The organism is Paenibacillus sp. FSL M7-1414, assembly GCF_038003195.1.
Taxonomy (GTDB): Bacteria; Bacillota; Bacilli; order Paenibacillales; family Paenibacillaceae; genus Paenibacillus; species Paenibacillus amylolyticus.
This window is the reverse complement of the sequence record NZ_JBBOOS010000001.1, coordinates 2,808,691-2,826,995: the sequence shown is the minus strand read 5'-3', so window position 1 is coordinate 2,826,995 and position 18,305 is coordinate 2,808,691. Positions and strand designations below refer to the sequence as shown.

The following is an 18,305-nucleotide window of genomic DNA, read 5'->3' as shown; positions in this document are numbered from 1 at the left end:
TGAATAAATTTTATTTGTTTTTATTCCATATATCTACCTCATCATGTTCAAACTGGACTTGACCTGAAAACCCCTTATACAATAGATATGTCAACCCCTTACCTTATATACTAAAACCTGTTGAGTTATGAGAATTGTTCTTTGATCACTCGTCTCCACTCTCACGAAAACACCCTATAAAGTAGACGACGTGTCTGCTCCATAGGGTGAGATAGCGTAGTTGTGATGTCGCCTCAAGTCACTGTGACTTGGCGTGTTTTCTGGACTTGTTATGTTGCACAGACTTGATCTTTTTCACCTCAATCGTAGCAGGCTCCTGCGAATGTTCCACCGGGTACATTTTACGGAACAATAATGTCTGTAGTACCAGGAACGAACCCCCAACTGTCCAGTAGAGCGGCATTGCTGCCGGAGCTGTAAGAGAAAAGAATGCCATCATCAATGGGGAGAGATATCCCATGATGGCGAACTGTTTTCGCTGCTCAGGCGCCATGTTGGCTTGTGATACCTTAGCTTGAATCAGATATATGACCGCAACCACCACAGCGAGTACGTAGTCCGGCGCTCCCAGTTTGAACCACAAGAACGAGTGGGAGGACAACTCCGGTGTAAGTCGGATGGCTGTGTAAATACCTGAAAGTATAGGCAGCTGAATGAGCATCGGCAAGCAACCAATGTTCAGCGGATTGAACTTATGTTTCTTGTATAGCTCCATCGTTTCCTGAGACAGCTTTTGCTTATCAGCAGGATCATTTTTGCCTTCATATTTTTTCTTGAGCGCATCCATCTCGGGTTTCATGGCGTTCATGATGACTCGTGTTCCCTGCTGGGACTTGGCTTGACGCATCATCAAGGGCAACAGTGCTAAACGAATGACCAGCGTAATTACAATAATCGCGACCCCGTAGCTTCCGTTAAATATGGTAGCAATATGCTGAATCAGATACGACAGTGGAAATACAATGTAGTGATTAAAAAATCCCGGTGTCGATGAAGTAATCTCCGACACGTTGTTGCTGCATCCGGCAAGCAGCATGACTGCAAACAAAATGGCAATCAGGCCATAGATCCGTCCCTTGCCCGAAGTAAAAGTGAATCCCTTGTTGGTCTTATGTTCCATATATATCCTCCTCGTTGATTTGTTGACCAATCGTTCAACGAGGAATGACAATCTGGTTCATCTTCATCGGGCGCTTCTCTTCGTCTAATCATGCGGCTCCAGTCTTCCTGTCTGTGCTGTCTGTCCAAACACAGGGCGGGAAGTACAGGTTCAAGTCCACCACCGGCGCCACCTTCCATCCAGTACTCTGTCATGCCACAATGAAGATGGGCAATATAGGCATAACTGACGGTGAAGATGAGTCCAATCGAGAATAAATATGGTAATAACTCCTGCAGTTCAAACAAGGGATTCACCCCCTTTATAGGTTAGTTTTTATATTATAACACTTACATATTGCTTTTGCATAAATCCGTACGTGAAAACAACTACTATTCAGCTATTCCGTTCTCAATTTGGACATTTCTAGCTCAGCTCGGTGTCTTGCCACGTTATAAGAAGGCCATGAACGATCTGATGCATCCACGTCCAGGTAGGCTTGACGTTCCAGCATTTCCCTCTTGAGATCCGGATACTCCTCCTGAGCAAACTCTCGAAGTAACGGAACTGCATCTGCCGACAGACTTGCCAGATAGGTTGCATCAATATTGCCAGTCTGATGATAACGTTCTATGTTCAGCTCGGCAATCCGTTTATCCATGCCCACATAGTTGACTGCAACATAAGCTGTGAGCGCCAGCACGATATACCAGCGGATCAGCGGTATTGACGTGTACCGTATACGAAGGCCAGCAATCAGCAACAGGAGTGCGAGGAAGATCATGAATGCGTGTACCAGGAAGCGAATGTACGTATATCCATATGCCTGCTCATACAGATTTAGGCGCATAAACGCGGAATACAACATAATTGCTGAACAACTGACCAGAATCAGGAGAAGTACCTGATGCACGATGGAACCCGTTTTGCCACTCGAACGGGTATACTGCAAAGCAACAATAAGAATAAAGAAGTTAATACCTGTGACGAGAATTAACTCTGCGAATCCACTTCTCGCATAATCTGCGTAAGACAGATCTACCGGAAGATGCCCCTCTCCTGCACCAAACAGATACGAAAACTGTACAAGTACAAACAAAACGTACACACAGTTAATGACAATCAGCATCGTCCCCACAATGATGGGGTCCAATCTGAATGGTTCCCGCTGAACCGGAGTGCGTTCGGGCTCGGGTGTAATCTTATTGGTAACCTGACCTTCAGTTGCCGGATCCACAGGAGAGAATATATAGTTGTGATCACGCTTATCAACCGTGGATGCTGCTCCATTTTTCCAATGTGCGTTCGCTCTCTTCTCTGCCTCATATTGCATTGGCTGTACAAATCCCCATACATAACCGAACAGCAATACACCTGCGATGACAATCCAGATGATTCTTGGTATCCCTGGAGTAAAAGCCAATTGATTCAGCCACTCCGGAAAACCGGCTAAATACTGATCAAAGACCCCGTCAGCAGAGGACAGTAATGCAACGACAACAATGAGGATAGGCAAGGACGCCACAAGACCAATGAGTACTTTGAAAACAACTGTTTTCTGGGATTTGCCCATGCCACGCCCGCCTGCTCTCACAGCAATAGCAGCAACAGTCCCCCAATGACGTATGGCTTGAGGCAGCAAGTGGTCAATAGCCGTACCAATCAAACCAATCTCCCACCACTGCTTCTGTTTTCTGCCCATCAGATACGTCATATGTAATATAACTACGCCAGGTATGACCAGAAAATTAAGAACATACAGCAGTTCATTGTCGTATAACAGAAACGTTAGCGACAACAATAGCACTACAGCCGCCACAAAAGCATCAATGAACTTGAAAGACCTCATGCGATCCCTTGCAAACAGATACATGAACACATAAAAGAGAATTACAAAGATAGGATACGATACGCCAATCTCATTACCATAGAATAAATACTGGTGAATAATCGCCAGCATCCATGCAGACAGTAGCGTGATTGGAGCTCGTTGCGGTGAAGCTATTATTTTATCAATCATGGGAAAAACCTCCATTAACCTTTCTATGCTATATTCTAGATGATAAAATAGGAATATAAATAGAAATTAAAATCGACAAAACTTCTTATTTTAGAGGAATACGTCAGAGTTCACCTCCAGGAGGGAATCAACACTTGAAATTACATCAGCAATATCTGCTGTTGCATCGTCATTACGGCCACCATACAGAACATGAACTTACACTCGCCGATCTCGCGGAGTTGCTAAATTGTACACACCGCAATACGTTAACGATTGTCAAAAAGATGGTTGCACATGACTGGATTCGTTGGGTTTCCCAGCGTGGCCGGGGTCGGCGCTCTTCACTGACTTTGCTTGTTCCGGCTGATCAAATCGCCGCAGAATATATGATGCAGGCCATGAATCGCCGGGAGTTGCAGGAAGCTGCCGAGCAGGTGAGCGCATTCTCCAGTTCAACAATCATGCAGGATCATCTAAACCAGTGGTTGCTTGGATATTCAGGACATCATACGGAAGCCGGCACCAATAATGAGCAGATTGATACGCTTCGGTTGCCCCTGCGCCAACAGCTTCATGCGCTTGATCCGCTGTACATTAATCTATTAGCTGAATCCTTTGTTACCAGCCATGTCTTTGATGGGTTGGTCCAGCGGGGCGAAAAGGGAGAGATTCTTCCCTGTCTCGCTCATACCTGGGATGTCAGTGCAGACCGAAAGACCTGGATCTTTTATTTGCGAAAAGGTATTACATTTCACGATGGTCAGTTGTTGACGGCCCATGATATAGTGCATACGTTTGAACGACTGCAATCTACAGATCGCCGGACACTGTACCGTGATGTAAGTAAACAGATTCTATCTATTGAAGCGGTCGATTCCTTAACCGTGTGTTTCCAGCTCAAAAATCCTCATGAATTGTTTTTGTCCTTCCTGACAACAAGTCGTGCGGCGATTGTACCCTCACCAGGAACAAACGAACATAAGATGAAGCATTCTGGTGATGTGCATGGGATGCAAAAACCTGTTGGGACGGGACCGTTCAAGGTCACCGCCTGGGATGATCACTTGTGCAGACTTGAAGCCTTTTCATCATATTTTCAGGGTAGAGCACATATGGACCGGGTAGATATCCTGCAGATTCCGTGGAGTGCCTCGGCAAAAATGGACGATAGCCAAGATATCGAAACTCCGTTCTTTCATCTTGTTCATAATCCGTCTTCGTCTACGGGTGCAGAATGGACACAGATTAGTGCAGGTGTGATGGTTCATAAATTACTCACATGTAATACACAAAAAACCGGACCGTTAAACGATCCGGAAGTAAGAGCACACCTTCAGTCATGCCTTGCTGGAATGTATAGAGATGACGGACATGCAGATAACTCTGAGGTCGTGGAGACTGATTTTAGTGCGGTGAGCACCAAGAAGGTCCAGGTCCACTTGGAGGGATTTAGCGATATATCGATAAGATCCGCTTCCACTAGTCCCATCTCCCTGCACATTGCAACCATTCCACAATATCGCAGGGATGCCCAACATCTGGCGTCCATACTGGAGCAGTGCGGTTTCTCCTGTACCGTCCGTACTGCTACGATGGAGCAGTTCAAAGGAAACCTGCGGCTGGAATCTGATCTGATTCTCTTCTCTCTCATTCGGGACAGGGACGAAGAACTGCGAAGGTATGATCTCTACTCTACGTTATCTGAGCATCTGGAAGATTCTGCTCGTATAACGATCCATGAGATCTTGCAAACCATCGTCGCCTCTCCCATCGCTGCGGATCGAACTTGTGAATTAGACCGCATTGAGCAATTTTTGGTTGGTCAGAACCTACTGTTCCATTTATCTGAAAAACCGGTAGAGACCGCTTATCTGCCTTCTGTGCGTGGTCTATCTTTCAACAGCCAGGGCTGGGTGAACCTGCGTCATATCTGGTTTCCGTGAATGCTCGTTAAACAAGCAAGACAATCCCTTCATTTCATGATGCGGTAATGATTTTGGATGCCTATGAATTGGTCAGTAGGTCGGCGTCCACCTTCTGCCGTATTTTTTTATTTTTCTTCGAAATAGTATCCTTGCGGCGGTAAATACCGAGCAGTAAACCGAGCATGGCGTAATCAAACATAAGGTGATTTCCATATCCAATAAAAGGAAAAGAAATACTGATAATCGGCGCCTTGCCGGTAGTCATCGCCAATGAATAGATGATTTGCATTGCAAACATAGTTGTGATACTGACAATAATCATACGGCCAAAATCATCCCATATGCGAGGGAGCATCTTCACCATACTGGCAACAAACCAGATGATACCAACCAATAACAGTATCCCTGCTGACCAGCCAAACACATCAATGAGCAGCACACCTGGGTAATTGAAATAACTCGTTTTAAACCTGTCGAACGTTGTATCAATCCCATTACCCCACCAGCCGGATGATCGAATAACTTCAATAATGGAATAGTTACTATAGGCACTCCCATAAGGATCATCCTGAAGATTCAAAACGACAGAGAGCCTTTTCAGGCGTCCGTATTGATCTGCAAAAAACAATAACAATAGAAAAATACTTCCTGTTATAACAGCACCTACGACGGTATAAAACCATTTATGAGTAAGCCAGCCAAATAAAACAATGCACATTATGCCAAACAGAAACAAGCGAACCCAGTCCAACGTTTGAAACAATAGTACCGCTGGCAACATTACCATCGCAATGTAGGTCAATATGGATTGCATATTACAATTGGAACGAAGCTTGTCCAGCATAATGGCACCTATAGCAAGTGGCAATATCCACACTGAAGCTGTGGTAAGGTCTAGTGTTACGCCAAATAAGCCCCAATACCTGCTATTACCATGAATATCTGTAGTTATCATTGGACTGATCCACAACATGACATTAAGCAGAATATAAATCCACCAAGCAGCTTTTTTCAACTTACGATAATCAAAGTAAATAAAGAACAACATCATCATTATACCTATAACGGTGTACAACACATGACCGCGATATAAGAACTGATACTTTTCATCTGCTACATTAATTGTAAAAATCCACATTAACAACAGGCTAATTATAGACAAACCAATTAATCCAACTAACAGCGCCCAATGCATACGATGGCGATGCAATCGGTGCATACTCTTGCCCACTACAGCGGGATCGCCCATCTGTTCAATAGCATATGCAATTGCTTCTTCCTCTGTATAACCTTCTTGTTCTTTATCCAAAATCATCTCTTCCATGTGGTTTCCCAACTCATCACGCAAGTCGTTATGTACTTCGCGAGCTTTAACCTGGACACACATGTGATCAAGATAATGCTGAATTCGCTCATGTCGATACGTCATGTCAGGCCTCCTTCCCCAAGCACCCGATCCACAGCTCGACGGAACAAATTCCACTCTGCTTTTTTACTTTGTAAGGCCTCCATCCCCTTGTCACAAATCGAATAATATTTCCGTTTACGGCCTTCGACCTCCATCCAGTACGACTCTACCCATCCTTCAATCTCCATGGCATGCAAAATAGGGTATAACGTGCCCTCTTTCAGATTAAACACACCCTCGGATTGACGATGTAGTTCCTTAATTAATTCATAACCATACAACGGTCGTTCCTGAAGCAGGGTCAGAATCAATGTTTCGGTACTGCCTTTAATCATTTGTTTGTTAACCTGCAACGCACTCACTCCTTCCTTTTCAATTCATTTAGCAAGAATTTTTAGATTTTGGAAAATTACACTTTCAAATCTCTGCTTTTCATATACATCGGAAACCTATGCATAGAACAACTAGGTATAATATTACCTTATCCTTCCTTTTTTGTCTAGCCAACAAGCTTCTTTATTTATGTTAAAATAAACAAGTCCTTTCATTCACGAACTCTAATGATAAATCTATATACTCGTGTATTTTTCAATTACATATCCTATTTTTTGAATCTAATTAAAGGAGGCATTACATTCATGAGCAAACTAATTTTCTTTCTCGGCGGGGCCGGAAGTGGCAAGACCACCCTTGCCAAAGCCCTTTCCCGTAAACATAAAGCTTCTTTCTTCGATATGGATATTCTGCTTCGTCCCGCGGCTGAGGCGATCATGACGCTTCAGGGACTTGATCCATCCGACCGAGATTCGCCTGAATACAAAAGGTTGTGCCGTGATCTTGGGTACCGCATTACGATGGACGCCGCTCTGGATAACGTTCAGTTAGGTATCGATACGATCGTTGTGGGGCCATTTACCAAAGAAATCGGTACCCCTGACTGGATCGAGCAGGAACTCGCTCGAATTGGACATACCCTGGATGATACGGATGTGCGTGTGGCCTATATTTATCTTGAGAATGAAGCGTTGTATTACAAACGAATCTCAGCAAGACAATCCCCACTAGATGAATGGAAGTTAGCCAACTGGGATGCCTTCACAGCTTCTCTCGTCCGTAAAGAAGTAGCTTGGCCGCTCCCTTCAGCATCCGTCGCTTATATTGATAATTCCAGTGATGATCCTGCGTTTGCCTATGCTGAACTTGAACGACGGATGTACGAGTAGTTTTATAAAATCTACGTCCCAATTCCTTTGCACGATGTCGCTTTGCATGGAAAATAAAAAGACGAAACAAAAAGAGGTATTTGTCGAGACCCCCGTTGGGTCATCATGACAAATACCTCTTTTCATATATTCAAGATTATTCAAAACTCACTCTTCATCCTCCACAATTGCGGGATCACGCAAAAAGGTTTGCGGTAGTCCTGCCGTAATACGTGCGTACTACGGAATCGCCATTACATTCGAACTGATAGATTATAGATGTACTTGAATGTAAGAGAACGAACATATCTCAACTCAAAGGAGAATTTCATGAAATCTCACGTAGCAACATGTCCAACTCGACAACAACAACACAGCTACAAATCAAATCCTAATTGGAAACGTGCCGTAGCCAACATCCTCCTGGTTGCATCTCTGAGTTTCACCACGATGACCAGTGTATCAGCTGAAAGCAGTCTCCCCCTTCATCAGGTAAGTCCTCAGGAAACTGAATCGTTCATCAATCAATTCTTCGCCCGACCTGAAGTGAAGTCTGCTCTGAAAGGTGCGGTAGTCACCGTTGTTCACGATCAACAGATCGTTTTGAATAAAGGATATGGTTATGCCAATGTGGAAAAACAAATCCTCGTCGACGCCGACTCCACTCTATTCCGTGTAGCCTCCATCTCCAAAACGCTGACAGCAACTGCCATTATGCAATTGGCCGAGCAAGGTAACGTAAAGCTTGATCAGGATATCAGCGCATACACAGATGCTTTGCATCTGACCAACCATACCGGAACAGCGTTAACATTGGAACATCTGATGACCCACACCAGCGGGTTTGATTTCACAGATGCAGCAGCTACACCCAGGGAGTTGAATCATTCTTATCCGCTTGAGCAATTCATCCAGGACAACAAACCGTCCGTTGTTCGCAATCCAGGAGAAGTTTTCCGTTACGACAACTACGGTTATGCACTCTTGGGCTACATCGTTCAGAAACAGTCCAAACTTCCGTTTGAAACTTATGTACAACAGCATATATTCAACCCTCTTGATATGTCGGATAGCCATTTTACACTAAGCAAAGACACGCTGAGTAAACTCGCAACTCCTTATGGCGCTGAAGGACAGGAACTTCCGCAATATCCCAATGTACCGAACAGCTCCCCTGAGGGCGGATTAATTACGACTGGACGGGATATGGCTCACTTTATGCTTGCGCAGCTCAATCAAGGTTCGTACCAGGGTGCACGTATACTAGAACCGTCATCCGTCCAAGCGATGCAAACGTTGGATGTGTCCATACACCCGGATATACCTGGCACAGGTTACGGATTCGAATCCACCTATTCGCAGTATAATCATGGACGGAAAGTCGTGAGTAAAGCAGGCGATCTGGACGGATTCCATTCCAATCTGTGGCTGTTGCCTAACGAGAAGACTGGACTATTTATCGTCTCCAACAGTGATGGACCAGATGTGCGAGAAGCGCTTTTCCAAGCATTTATGGATCATTTTTATCCAAACAACAAGACGCATTATAGTGATTATAGCGTACCCAAGTCTTCACTTCGTACCTATGAGGGACTATATCGGGATATCCGCTTGCCCGCATGGTTGTATGATATTTCAGCAACAGAGAAAGGTCTTCAGGTTATAGATGCTTATGGCACTCACACCTTAACCCCCGTTAAGGACATGCTGTTCATGGATGAGGACGGCAAGCTTGCTGGTTTCAAAAAAAATCAGTCAGGTGAAATCACGTATTTCTATTACAACAAGTCAGATAGCTGGTCCGAGAAATTGCCAGAAGCCAGGCCTTATGAAGATGTGCCAGAAGACCATCCCTATGCTCCGTACATCTATCGCTTAACACAGATTGGCCTGTATCCCCAGGATCAATCCCTATTTGAACCAGAGAAGCCTGTAAGTCGTGGGGAGTTTGTAACACAGGTTGTGGGGATAAGTGGAATGTCTATTTCAGCTCAATCACCAACATTTAAAGATACCCAATCAAGTCCCTATGCCGCCTACATTCAAACAGCCCTTGAACTGGGTATTGTGCAAGGCAATACCCGTGGATTGTTTCATCCCGAGCAAGCCATAACAAGGCAAGAGGCCGCGGTGATTATTTCGAGAACGGCACAACAACTCCTTGGCGCACCTCCCGTAACTGCCGATCTCATCGGTTCACAGGATCGTTGGGCTGAGGAAGGTGTCCAGTTTGTGGTTGCTCTAGGTCTCTACGGTCCGGAAGTATCTGTATCCAGCAGCGGTGCTGTGGATTATAGATCGAAGCAGCCTATGCTCAGGCAGGAATCATCAGTTTTGATGTACAAAATGTTAGGCACTCTGCTACATTAACATAGAGTGATGCTCGGCAAGCCATGTCATTGCTACATGGCTTGTTTTTCCACTTCATTTTACCAATGATGCATTTTATAAGAACGGATGATTTTACCATGCGACTAAAACTCTCATTACATAGATTCATGAAAACTAAATTTATTTTCGTGTGGTTTGTAACAATGTTGTGCTTTATACTAACAGCCACATATATCCATATCTCTTCATTTATGAATCCTTATATCGGACTTTCGTTGACACCAAATGCCTCCAATTCTTGGGCAGTACATGATGTAGATCCGCAAGGTTTAGCTTATACATCCGGGATTAGATCGGGTGACACCGTTAACTCGTTGGCATCCAAAGGAGAAGTCCGGTTACTCCATCAAAAAGGTGTATTCTTAGTGACTGAAGCCTACACCATCGGCGTTGAGAATTCTCACGGTCAGGCATCCGAACATACAATGAAGCCTGGACCACGTGAATGGTTCAACATCGGCTTCTCATCCATAGTAGAATTATTGCTATTGTTGACCGGAACCTATGCCTTGTTTAGCCAACCCGGTTCACGAGTGATGCGCCTGTTCTACCTCCTTAACCTGTCCATGGCCATATGTATACTGACGATATACACATCCCAGTTGCCTTTATCCAATTATATTTTGGCCTTTTGTTCGGCATGGTTACCTTACTGTCTAACTGCTTTTTATGTGTCTTTTGTATTCCGTACCCGTCTGCATCGTTTCCGATGGTTATTAATCATCAGCAGATGTATTGCCGTTGCCTACTCTACTGGCCTTGCCTTTCTGTACATCAAGCAGTGGATGATGACCGATGTTCAGTTCAATCAAGGCATTACTACCGTCAGTACTCCTGTTGCACCGTCTGGTCCAACCAATCTGCTTAACTTTATTCTTTGTGCAACCCTTCTGATCTTAATCTGGATGACATGGGTTAATCGTAAAAGCTACAATCGCAAGGAGCAGAACCAGCTATTGCTCATGTTAACAGGAATACTTGTTAGCCTGATTCCCTTCATCATCTGTTTTGCTATTCCAACCCTGCTTCAAGGTGAACCATTATTGCCTGTAGAGTACACATTAATTGGATTTCTGCCTTTATCATGGATGTTCACTTATGTACTTGTACAACGGAGTATGCTTGACCTCAAACTGGTTATGCCAAGATTGATGATTCATGGACTATATGTTTTGATCGTATTTTTACTGTTTCTGGCTGCTTCTCACCTGCATTCGTTAATTCATATCAGCTTGTTGTTTGTCTCGTTTTTGCTGATCACTTGGGTGTATCAGTACATGCTCACCCGCTCACGTAAGAAAAACAAACTTAACAAAGACTGGTTGGAACACCAGCAACTGCGGTTGACTGTGCGAATGGCTGAGCAGCAAAACATGCGGGACATGATTCACGTGTTTGCCGAGATGTTCCACAAGATGCTGGATATTGAAGGTGTAATTGTCATATGGATTGATGATAAGCACAGATATTCTCAGGAAGGCACAGGGATTTTTGCTTCCATTCAGAATATCGATAATCAGGCGTTGGATATTGAAGTTTTACGACAGAAAGTTGACTTGGCACAGGTTTGGGAGCTTTCAGGTGAACCAACGACGGAGATGATAGGATTTCTGGGCATTGGTCACAAAGAAAATCGCACCCTTTTTTCAGCAGAGGAACAGGATATCATTGATAAAGGCAGGCTGGAAGCAATTCGAATGCTCGTCAATGGCAGACTCTTATCCGATCTGCAGAAGCGATATGAATACCGCGTAGACCAGACAGCTCTTCATGAACACCAGATACGCCGTCATCGGCAGTTCAATGATATTATGATGGAAGCCCAACAGGCAGAGCGTATGAAAACCTCTTATTTCCTTCATGACCAACTGCTTCAAAACCTGATTTTCCTGTCTCGTGATTTGGAGGAATTACACGATACCGGAGAGACGCATAAGGATCAAACGGCTGTTTGGCTGGAGTGCCTGTATGCTTCCCAGAGAGATATACGCCAATTGTGTGATGATCTCTACCCTCATATTATGGATCGAAGTGATCTTGAGGAAGCGTTGCAATGGCTCATCCGTACACTTCAAATGCAAAGTGGCATCAGCATGGAACTAAACTACAACGCTCTCTCTGAAGAGTTAAAGCACGATCATCTGAAGTCCACCGTCTTTCGGACGATCCGTGAACTCATTATGAATGTGATGAAGCATGCACAGGCGTCGTTTTGCTCCATTCAGGTACATACAAGGGATACTGACTTGATTCTACAAGTAGAGGATGACGGCTTGGGGTTTAATGTTCATACCACATTTGATACTGCAACAGGGCACTTCGGTTTGATATCCATACAAAGCAGCATTCAGCATCTCGGTGGAGAATTCACCATACATTCCAGCCTTGGCAAAGGAACCTCAATCAACATCCGTTTGCCTTTAACCAAAGGAGCAACTGAACAATGAACGAGCCAATCACAGTCGTACTGCTTGATGATCATCCTCTGGTCATGGAAGGTCTCAACAACCGTTTGAATCGTGAACCAGACATACAGGTAGTGAAGACATTCAGCGACCCATTGCTTTTTTTATCCGAACTAGAGGCGTTGCGACCAGATGTTGTTGTGATGGATATCCGCATGCCCCAGCTTGACGGGTTCGAGGTTGTGAGAAGATTGAAAGATCAATACGGGTTATCCGTCAAAATTATATTGTTATCCGGATACAACTATCACGAATTCCAGTTAAAAGCTTATGATCTGGGCGTTCATGCCTACTTGTCGAAACAAGCAACGTATGGACAGATTATCAACGCCATTCACCAAAGTATGTTGGGACATGTTCTTATTCCAGAGACCATGTTATCCCCTAATCTGGAGGAATCACTCACAGCAACTGAACGGGAAGTGCTTAACCGCATTGCACTGGAGATGACCAATAAGGAGATCGCACAGGATCTGGCGATCAGTCAACGTACAGTGGAGTATCATATAACCTCTATTACACAGAAATTTGGTGTGAAATCTCGAATTGGTGCTGTAGTCAAAGGCTATCAGGCAGGGATTCTCGGTGACGTAACACTCCCTGAGAAACGGTAAAAACATGTACCACTTTAAAAGAACAACAAAAGAGCGGCAGAACACCCTGTAATGCAACCTGAGGTTTGTTCTGAACCGCTCTATCTGTTGGTTACTTTCCTATAAGGTGCATTCATGTTTGATGATGCGTGTGCTCCCTATCCGCGCTGACGCGCCGCATGACGTTCAGCAATACGAGACGTAATTAATCCGTGACTTTCATCGATCTCTTCCGGTGTACACGCGGCTTTTAATTCATATACTTTTACCGGCGAACGATCAATGATATCCAAAAACGAATCAAAAAATGTCATGTCTTTACTATGGATGTATGGACACCAATGATCTGCCAACCCTACGGTTTCATGAATATGCACGCCAACCACATGATCAATCAACGCGTTAGCCTCACTTACATTAGCGTACAGCCCCATTCGATCCATCATCATGCCGTGACCAATATCGTACCAGAGACCAAGGGGCGCGCCCTTCATTTGTCCAATAATCGTTCCCGCTTCGTGCAAAGTCGGCATCTGATAACAGCGTGAACGGGTCTCAATACCGAAACTCACCCCGTATCCTCGCTGCTCAGACAAGTCACACACCTCTTCCAGACTCTCCTGAATCCGGCTCAGATAATGTGCGCTGCCATCTTCCCGTTTCTCCAGCATCTCTTGCCATAAAGATTGATATGCCGGTGAATCCGGCCCCTGATCGTGGTATATCTTTTTCAACGTTTCATCTATGTTGTATTCAAACGGAACCTCACCGGGATGTACAACAACAGCCTTGGCCCCATAACGATGTGCGTACTCGGCTGAGCGAAGTAACAGCTCAATCGCCCGTTTGCGGCGCGGTTCATCATCGAATCCAAGCAGGACGGAATCCGTCCCGTAATCGGGATCAGCCACATGCGGGAATGTATTATGCACACTGGATACACCGATCTCACTCCGTTCAATCATCGGTTCTATCGTCTGCAGCATCTCTTCCGTAACGTTATAATTTAGTTCAACTTGTTTGAATCCAAGAGACTTGATCTCCTCGATCATGCCTTGTCCGGTCGTATGACGTTTGATGTTCCAACATGTTGAGAACGAATATTCCTGTTTGTCCGTATACATGATTGCTTCCTCCTGTCTCTCATTCTATCGCCCATTCATATTCCATTTATCTCTATCTATATAAGTTGAAGCAATAAACTTTACACTAGATCACTCCAATTGCAGTACCATCTTCCGATCGCTGTTATCTCCAGATTTTTTGATCCCCTTCTCCAAAGGGAAAAATCCGGTGATAGCTTATGCTTCCGATGCAGCTTTCTTGCAGAAAGCTTTCAGGCGAACGCTCCGCTTCTTCAGATCGGTTCTGCACTCTTCGTTCTCGTGTAAATGTTCAGTTCATCTTATATACCTATTTATTCCTCAAACCGTTGTCTTCACGAAAAGTCAATTCAAATCTCATCTTGTTTGCCGTCTTCCCAGGCACATAACGATAGATGATCTCCGCATGATTCACGTACATTAACACGGATGGTTCAGGTGCTTCAGCCTTCACGGTACACGCAAGTCCAGGGAACTGCCATAACACTGGTGTAATGTCCTGCTGACGAAGGGATGGCCCTCTGATTTCAAAATAAACATCGATCTCTTCCGCCGTATCCAGCTCCACATCAATGGTTAACGAATCTGGCGTGAGGTCCGCATCAAACGTTATTCCGCGCAGATGGCTGTTCCACCCCTCGCCTACCTCACGACGGATCAAGCGTAGATAATAACGTTCACCCGTCTCTGTCTGCCAGTGGATCGTGGCTGGATGCATCTGGCCATTGGTATTCACACTTCCCGACATGGCCCCGATCATCCGATCTTCACCGATCCAAGCTTTGGCTGTACACAAATTCCGATTGGACGTTGGATCATTGCGCTCACACAGTTCCATGAACCGTTTCTGCACAAGCCGATCTTCTTGATGAGCCTTGAAATACGGCACGGCTTCAGCGGGCACATCCACCCCAAGGAGCGCAATCAGTGGATCATGGCCTGACTCACAGTTGATTCCTGCCAGATATTCATACCCTTCTCCAAGCAAGAGATAGATAAATACACCGATCGAACTATGCTCTCGCATTTCCATGTCGTACGCCCGAGAGAATGGGCCGGAGAGATTCTCCAGATTGGCATTGTAATATAGCGCAATATTATTCCACAGCCCATGTTCAATCCGGTGTCCAATTTCGATCAAACGTTCCGTGAGTCCATACTTTCGATACATGCCAAGCACGGACAGATCCACCCCGTAATACGTTGTCGTATTGAACTCCGCGAATGTACCGTTGTATTGTTCGAACTCCTTCATCAATCCCTCCGCCTGTTCATCCGAATGCTGAATCCAATCTGTTCGGTTCAAGCGATGGCCGTAGTAGTGGGTGATGAAAATGTGCATCAACTCAATATTCGTGTTCATGGGGATTACATCGGATAACCTGCGTTCTATTGACCCTTGCACAGCCAACTCCATCGCATGGTCCATCCGTTTCATGAGTGTCTCCGGCATAAGTTCGGCGAATTCGGCAGTCACAACCACACAGACACAAGCGATAAACTCGCGCCAGTTGGGATCATAGCTGATCCAGACCGGTGGCAGAACCTGATTCACTGCCGAATAAAAAAGGTGTTTCAGTTGTTTGGGGTCTGCTGCCTCTGTTAGCAGAGAACCCTCTTCCTGTAGTTTATGGATAAACTGCGCAGACACCTTCTCAAAGGTGCGTTCCAGGAAATAGGCCGTGCCTGGCGCAAAAGATTTCCAAGCATAGTGACCCGCTGGTGGATGCACATCAGTTGGTCGGGTCGCGAAGGTTCCGTGATAGATCTCATCCGGAGCGTCATATTGAACATCGAGCACCTTGTGGAACACTCGTATCGCGCGTTCCACATCACCAGGCTCATTTCGAATTAACAATCCGAGCGCATAATGTGCACTGGCTCGTGTGCTGTGCTGCGATGAATCCTCTTCTTCGAAACTACGAAGCAGATCCATTTCCTTGTCATAGAAGCTATCCATCATCAACATGGACTGATTTACAAGATACTGTTGCTCTTTCGACATCTTCTCTACCATTCGTTGTGTCATGTCATGGACCTCCCGAGACTATAGGTGTGTGTTCAAAAAGATCAGTTTTCAGTACCAAGAAGATGGAATTAAGCTAGAAATGGAGTAGCGGAGCGTAGGACAACTACGTGAGCAACGGACATTTCGGCTGAATTTCATATTCGATGCTGATGATGCCACTAGGCATCATTCGTAATCAAAAGTGAACTTTTTGAACAACCTCTATTAACCTTTTACAGCACCTACCATTACGCCACTAATAAAGTACCGCTGCAACCACGGGTACACAAGCAGAATCGGTAACGTTGAGAATATAACGCTGGCTGCTTTCAGACTCTCAGGCAGGACTTGAACAGCACCAATACCTTCGTTCTGCATCAGTTCTGTAATCTGGTTTTGCTGAATCATCTGATACAACTTCAATTGCAAAGGGTATAGTTCAGGCTTCGTAATATACATGAGTGCATCCTGGAAACCATTCCATCGTCCTACCGCGTAGAATAGGCTCAGTGTCGCCATAACCGGAAGGGATAGTGGCAAAATAATGCGCATAAGTGTTCCAAAGTGGCTGCTTCCATCAATGCCTGCTGCTTCTTCCAGACTTTCGGGAATACCTCTGAAGAAGGTAATGAGGATAATCATATAAAACGGACTAATCAATCCAGGCAGAATAAGTCCCCATGTGCTATCGAGTAGATGTAGATTTTTGATCAGAATGTACTCGGGGATAATGCCGCCACTGAAGAACATCGTCACCACAATAACAAGCATGAACCATTTGCGCCCTTTCAGATTACTCTTCGCCAGTGGATATGCAGCTGCAATGGTCATCACCATGCTTAGCACCGTACTCAGAACGGTCAGCCAGATCGTATAGATCAGGGAACGAATCATCGATCCATCTGCAAATACTTTGGTATACGCCTCAAAGGACAACTCTTTGGGGAAAAAGGAAACTTCTCCTGAACCGATCGCCCGGTTTGAGCTGAGCGAGATCGCAATAATATGAATGAATGGTGCAAGACACAGCACCATCGTAATGACAATAAGAATGACGTTTACCGTGTTGAATATTCGATTCGCCGTGTTTTCAGACATCCCACTCACTCCTTACAGATCATATGTGATTCAATCCACTACATAATGCTCTCATCGGTTAATTTCTTGGACGTATAGTTCGCTCCGAGTATGAAGACAAGTCCAACTAAAGCCTGGAACAAACCTACAGCTGTTGCGAGCGTAACCTGACCAGATTGTAAACCGACACGATAGACAAACGTGCTGAGCACATCCGAGTATTCACGTACAGCCACGTTACCGATAATAAATGGTCGGTCGAAGCCGATAGAGATCATATTGCCGACATTGATGATCAATAAGGTAACAATCGTTGTTTTGATGCCTGGCAAGGAGATGTGCCAGATTCTGCGTAGCCGACTTGCTCCATCTACTTCTGCGGCTTCGTAGAGTTCCCGGTTAATGCCCGTGAGAGATGCCAGATACAGAATCGTACCCCAGCCTGCACTCTGCCACACGCCTACCGCAAGATACGTAAAGAGCCAATAGTTTTTGTCTGAAAGGAAAGGTAACGGATCAAATCCCATGCTCATTAAGATATTGTTAATGAAACCAGATTGCGTACCGAATACTTGAAGTACGATCCCTCCAATAATAACCCACGAAATAAAGTGAGGAATGTACAGTAAAGTCTGTGCCAACTTTTTGAACCAAGCCTTCTTCAGCTCGAACAATAAGATGGCCAATATAAGTGGTGCCGGGAAGGAAACCAGCAAATCCAGCATGTTAAGTACTAACGTGTTGCGTAATGCCGTGTAGAATCCCTGATTTTGAAACACTTCTCTGAATGCATCCAAGCCAATCCACTCACTACCGGCGATCCCTTGAAAGAAGTTAAAGTCCTTGAACGCAATCTGCACGCCATACATTGGCCCATACTTGAAAATAATGAAGTAGATCATGGGCAGTAGGAGTAACGCATATAGTTGCCAGTTTCTGCGGAAATAGATGCTTGTTTTCATATACCTTCCCCCCATGTCATTCAGGATTCTTCATCAAGGCGATGTTGCCATCGCCCTAATGAAATCCCTG

Annotated in this window: 14 protein-coding genes; 5 read left to right on the top strand and 9 right to left on the bottom strand. The window is 44.9% G+C overall.

The features are described from left to right. Nucleotides 1-238: 238 nt before the first annotated feature. The 3 genes from yidC to MHH92_RS12860 all read right to left on the bottom strand — a co-directional run bounded on the left by yidC (nt 239) and on the right by MHH92_RS12860 (nt 3,119). Nucleotides 239-1,120, bottom strand: coding sequence for a membrane protein insertase YidC (yidC, locus tag MHH92_RS12870; protein WP_253507929.1), 882 nt, complete (start codon nt 1,118-1,120; stop codon nt 239-241). Further along, nucleotides 1,057-1,407, bottom strand: a complete 351-nt coding sequence (locus tag MHH92_RS12865; protein ID WP_235193801.1) for a hypothetical protein — start codon at nt 1,405-1,407, stop codon at nt 1,057-1,059. The genes yidC and MHH92_RS12865 overlap by 64 nt, the downstream gene beginning before the upstream one ends. Before the next feature lie 92 nt (nt 1,408-1,499). Further along, nucleotides 1,500-3,119, bottom strand: coding sequence for a DUF4153 domain-containing protein (locus MHH92_RS12860; protein ID WP_340904073.1), 1,620 nt, complete (start codon nt 3,117-3,119; stop codon nt 1,500-1,502). Between the two features lie 134 nt (nt 3,120-3,253). Here MHH92_RS12860 and MHH92_RS12855 point away from each other — a divergent pair, with 134 nt between their 5' ends. Beyond that, nucleotides 3,254-5,044 (top strand): ABC transporter substrate-binding protein, encoded by a 1,791-nt coding sequence (locus tag MHH92_RS12855; protein WP_340904072.1) that lies wholly within the window; start codon nt 3,254-3,256, stop codon nt 5,042-5,044. Nucleotides 5,045-5,105: 61 nt separating this feature from the next. Here MHH92_RS12855 and MHH92_RS12850 read toward each other — a convergent pair whose 3' ends face one another. Both MHH92_RS12850 and MHH92_RS12845 read right to left on the bottom strand, forming a co-directional pair. Then, nucleotides 5,106-6,455 (bottom strand): FtsW/RodA/SpoVE family cell cycle protein, encoded by a 1,350-nt coding sequence (locus MHH92_RS12850; RefSeq protein WP_340904071.1) that lies wholly within the window; start codon nt 6,453-6,455, stop codon nt 5,106-5,108. Beyond that, nucleotides 6,452-6,787, bottom strand: coding sequence for a PadR family transcriptional regulator (locus MHH92_RS12845; RefSeq protein WP_076318094.1), 336 nt, complete (start codon nt 6,785-6,787; stop codon nt 6,452-6,454). The genes MHH92_RS12850 and MHH92_RS12845 overlap by 4 nt, the downstream gene beginning before the upstream one ends. Nucleotides 6,788-7,072: 285 nt before the next feature. Between MHH92_RS12845 and MHH92_RS12840 the strand changes: the two genes are divergently transcribed. The 4 genes from MHH92_RS12840 (at nt 7,073) to MHH92_RS12825 (ending at nt 13,106) form a co-directional block, all read left to right on the top strand. Next, a complete protein-coding gene (locus MHH92_RS12840) occupies nt 7,073-7,657 on the top strand; it encodes an AAA family ATPase (protein WP_340904070.1) in 585 nt (194 codons plus the stop codon). A gap of 309 nt (nt 7,658-7,966) precedes the next feature. Further along, nucleotides 7,967-10,006, top strand: coding sequence for a serine hydrolase (locus MHH92_RS12835; protein ID WP_340904069.1), 2,040 nt, complete (start codon nt 7,967-7,969; stop codon nt 10,004-10,006). 386 nt (nt 10,007-10,392) lie between these two features. Further along, nucleotides 10,393-12,474 (top strand): sensor histidine kinase, encoded by a 2,082-nt coding sequence (locus MHH92_RS12830; RefSeq protein WP_340904068.1) that lies wholly within the window; start codon nt 10,393-10,395, stop codon nt 12,472-12,474. Then, a complete protein-coding gene (locus tag MHH92_RS12825; RefSeq protein ID WP_340904066.1) occupies nt 12,471-13,106 on the top strand; it encodes a response regulator transcription factor in 636 nt (211 codons plus the stop codon). Before MHH92_RS12830 ends, MHH92_RS12825 begins: the two co-directional genes overlap by 4 nt. A gap of 137 nt (nt 13,107-13,243) precedes the next feature. Here the strand turns inward: MHH92_RS12825 and MHH92_RS12820 are convergent, their stop codons facing one another. From MHH92_RS12820 to MHH92_RS12805, 4 genes are all read right to left on the bottom strand, one after another. After that, the gene (locus tag MHH92_RS12820) at nt 13,244-14,209 is read right to left on the bottom strand and encodes a sugar phosphate isomerase/epimerase family protein (protein WP_340904064.1); all 966 of its coding nucleotides are present in this window, start codon (nt 14,207-14,209) and stop codon (nt 13,244-13,246) included. Between the two features lie 289 nt (nt 14,210-14,498). Continuing rightward, on the bottom strand, nt 14,499-16,217 hold the full coding sequence (locus tag MHH92_RS12815; protein WP_340904062.1) for a hypothetical protein: 1,719 nt from the start codon (nt 16,215-16,217) through the stop codon (nt 14,499-14,501). Between the two features lie 204 nt (nt 16,218-16,421). Then, complete coding sequence (locus tag MHH92_RS12810; protein ID WP_047842693.1) at nt 16,422-17,294, bottom strand: carbohydrate ABC transporter permease; 873 nt, start codon at nt 17,292-17,294, stop codon at nt 16,422-16,424. A gap of 38 nt (nt 17,295-17,332) precedes the next feature. Next, complete coding sequence (locus MHH92_RS12805) at nt 17,333-18,235, bottom strand: ABC transporter permease (protein WP_017688833.1); 903 nt, start codon at nt 18,233-18,235, stop codon at nt 17,333-17,335. Nucleotides 18,236-18,305: the final 70 nt, after the last annotated feature.

Coding starts and splice junctions, on each gene's coding strand:
- MHH92_RS12860 (WP_340904073.1), bottom strand. CDS start 3,119: ATGATTGATAAAATAATAGCTTCACCGCAACGAGCTCCAATCACGCTA.
- MHH92_RS12825 (WP_340904066.1), top strand. CDS start 12,471: ATGAACGAGCCAATCACAGTCGTACTGCTTGATGATCATCCTCTGGTC.
- MHH92_RS12835 (WP_340904069.1), top strand. CDS start 7,967: ATGAAATCTCACGTAGCAACATGTCCAACTCGACAACAACAACACAGC.
- MHH92_RS12815 (WP_340904062.1), bottom strand. CDS start 16,217: ATGACACAACGAATGGTAGAGAAGATGTCGAAAGAGCAACAGTATCTT.
- yidC (WP_253507929.1), bottom strand. CDS start 1,120: ATGGAACATAAGACCAACAAGGGATTCACTTTTACTTCGGGCAAGGGA.
- MHH92_RS12820 (WP_340904064.1), bottom strand. CDS start 14,209: ATGTATACGGACAAACAGGAATATTCGTTCTCAACATGTTGGAACATC.
- MHH92_RS12805 (WP_017688833.1), bottom strand. CDS start 18,235: ATGAAAACAAGCATCTATTTCCGCAGAAACTGGCAACTATATGCGTTA.
- MHH92_RS12810 (WP_047842693.1), bottom strand. CDS start 17,294: ATGTCTGAAAACACGGCGAATCGAATATTCAACACGGTAAACGTCATT.
- MHH92_RS12850 (WP_340904071.1), bottom strand. CDS start 6,455: ATGACGTATCGACATGAGCGAATTCAGCATTATCTTGATCACATGTGT.
- MHH92_RS12840 (WP_340904070.1), top strand. CDS start 7,073: ATGAGCAAACTAATTTTCTTTCTCGGCGGGGCCGGAAGTGGCAAGACC.